General features: G+C 67.7%; 4 protein-coding genes. All 4 read left to right on the plus strand.

The annotated features are described in order from the left end of the window. Window positions 1-319 (plus strand): undecaprenyl-diphosphate phosphatase (locus VF662_RS04655; RefSeq protein WP_464138252.1); only part of this gene is annotated, 319 nt, incomplete at its 5' end. Between the two features lie 96 nt (window positions 320-415). Beyond that, a complete protein-coding gene (locus VF662_RS04660) occupies window positions 416-931 on the plus strand; it encodes a hypothetical protein (RefSeq protein ID WP_464138254.1) in 516 nt (171 codons plus the stop codon). 82 nt (window positions 932-1,013) lie between these two features. Further along, window positions 1,014-1,502 (plus strand): hypothetical protein, encoded by a 489-nt coding sequence (locus tag VF662_RS04665; protein WP_464138258.1) that lies wholly within the window; start codon window positions 1,014-1,016, stop codon window positions 1,500-1,502. A gap of 56 nt (window positions 1,503-1,558) precedes the next feature. After that, a partial coding sequence (locus VF662_RS04670) for a glutathione S-transferase family protein (RefSeq protein ID WP_464138262.1) occupies window positions 1,559-2,068 on the plus strand: 510 nt, incomplete at its 3' end.

Genomic DNA, 2,068 nt, shown 5'->3' on the forward strand with positions numbered 1-2,068 from the left:
CGGCGTCAGCCGCTCCGGAGCGACGATCCTCGGCGCGATGAGCCTCGGCGTCGACCGAAAGACGGCCGCCGAATTCAGCTTCTTCCTCGCCGTCCCCACCCTCACCGGGGCGACGGTGCTTCAGCTTGCCAAGCATCGGGAGGAGATCACGTCCGATCTGATCGGCACGATCGGCCTCGGCGCCCTCGTCTCCTTCGTCGTCGCGCTGGTGGTGGTGAAGGCCTTCATCGGCATCGTCACCCGCTACGGCTTTGCGCCTTTCGCCTGGTATCGGATCGTCGCCGGCGCGGCCGCGATCATCTGGCTGACCCTTCGCTAAGCTCCTCTCCCCATTGACATTCCGCCGCCGCGGGCAGAGCATCCGGAGGCGTACACGGGGCTCCAAGGAGGAGCGGCTGCGCACGGGGGAAATCATATGCGGACCGGTATCGTCGCGGCCACTCTCACAGTGGCTCTCAGCCTTCAGGCCTGCTCGTCCAAGCCTCGCCAGTTCGATCCGAAGCTCGCGGCCGCTCCCGCCGACCAGGCCGCCTTCGAAGCCGCACATGCCGAATGCCGGCAGCTTCTCGCCGACGGCAAGCTCGATTCCAGCGGAAGGCTCGCGTCCGGCGGCGCGGGCGCGGTCGCCGGGGGAGCGACGATGGCGGTGGGCAGCGCTGCGGCTGCCGGCGTCGGCGGCTGGAGCGGCCTCGCGGTTGCGTCGGCGACTGTCGTCGCCCTGCCTTTCGTCATGGTCGGCGGGGCATGGGGGCTCGCCAAGGCCAAGAAGAACAAGAAGGAGCGCAAGATCCAGGAAGCGACCGCAGGCTGCCTCGGCGAGCGCGGATTTGCGGTTGCGGGGTGGGAGAAGAGCTCGAAGAAAAGGCCCGCCGCGGTGAAGCAGGCTTCCGCCGCCCAGCGCCAGCGGCAGATGCGGGGCCATTCAGATTAGGCTCATCCGGTATAGGCTAGGAGCAACATCGAGTCGCCCTGGCGCATTGTTGCCGCGCCTGCATGTACACAGGAGACCCGTTTTGCGCCTTTTCCTCCTCGCTGCGAGCCTGCTCGCCTTCGCCGCGCCCGCCGCTTACGCCCAGTCCTCGCAGACCTTCCCGCGTGAGATGGACCGGGACATCGTCCGCAGCCTGCCGCATCCTGGCGAGGTGGAGGACATGGCCGAGGTCGCCGGCCGCGCCGCCGAAGCGATCCTGGACGTGCCGGTGGGCGGCGTCGTCCGCGCGATCGATCCGAGCCGCCGCGTCCACCGCGACGACACGCTCGAGGACGTGGTCGGACGCCGCGATCCCTATCTTCGCGACCGCATCCGCAACTCCACCGCCGACCTTGCCGTCGGCATGGGCGACATCGTCGCGCAGATGGCGGTCGTCGCGCCGGAGCTTCGCCGCGCCCTTGCCGGCGTCGAGCAGAGCCTCGAGCGTTCCATGCGCAACGTTCGCGAACGCCGCCGCGACCGCGACTATGACCGTGACTACGATCGCGACGATTACGACTACGACCGCTAAAAGCCCGCTTTAGGCGGGTGGACGCCGCGCGCCGCGACGCTATGAGTCGCGGCGCCATGTGGCAGCTCTACCAATTCCCCCTCTGTCCCTTCTCGCGCAAAGTCCGGCTGATGCTGGCCGAGAAGGGCATCGCGCATGAGCTGGTGCGCGAATCGCCCTGGCTGAGGCGGGACGAGTTCGTCGACATGAATCCGGCCTGCCAGACGCCGGTGCTGGTCGAGGACCAGAAGGGCATCACGCTCATCGATTCGAACGCGATCTGCGAATATTTCGAGGAGACGGTCGAAAAGTCGCCGATGATCCCCGGAACGGCGCTGAACCGGGCCGAGGTCCGCCGGCTCGTCGCCTGGTTCGACGAGCGGCTGTACGGCGACGTGGTTGCGCCGCTTCTGGAAGAACGGATGCGCAAGCGCATCGTCAGCCGCGACCCGCCCGACACCAGGATCCTGCGCGACGCAATGCGCGTCGCCAACGGGCATCTTGATTATATCGATTATCTGCTCGACCATCGCCGCTGGCTTGCCGGGCCTGTGCTGAGCCTCGTCGACCTCACCGCCGCTGCGCAC

This window comes from Allosphingosinicella sp., assembly GCF_036387215.1.
Lineage (GTDB): Bacteria > Pseudomonadota > Alphaproteobacteria > Sphingomonadales > Sphingomonadaceae > Allosphingosinicella.

Excerpts from the sequence above, each read along its gene's own strand:
- VF662_RS04660 (WP_464138254.1), top strand. The coding sequence starts at position 416 with ATGCGGACCGGTATCGTCGCGGCCACTCTCACAGTGGCTCTCAGCCTT.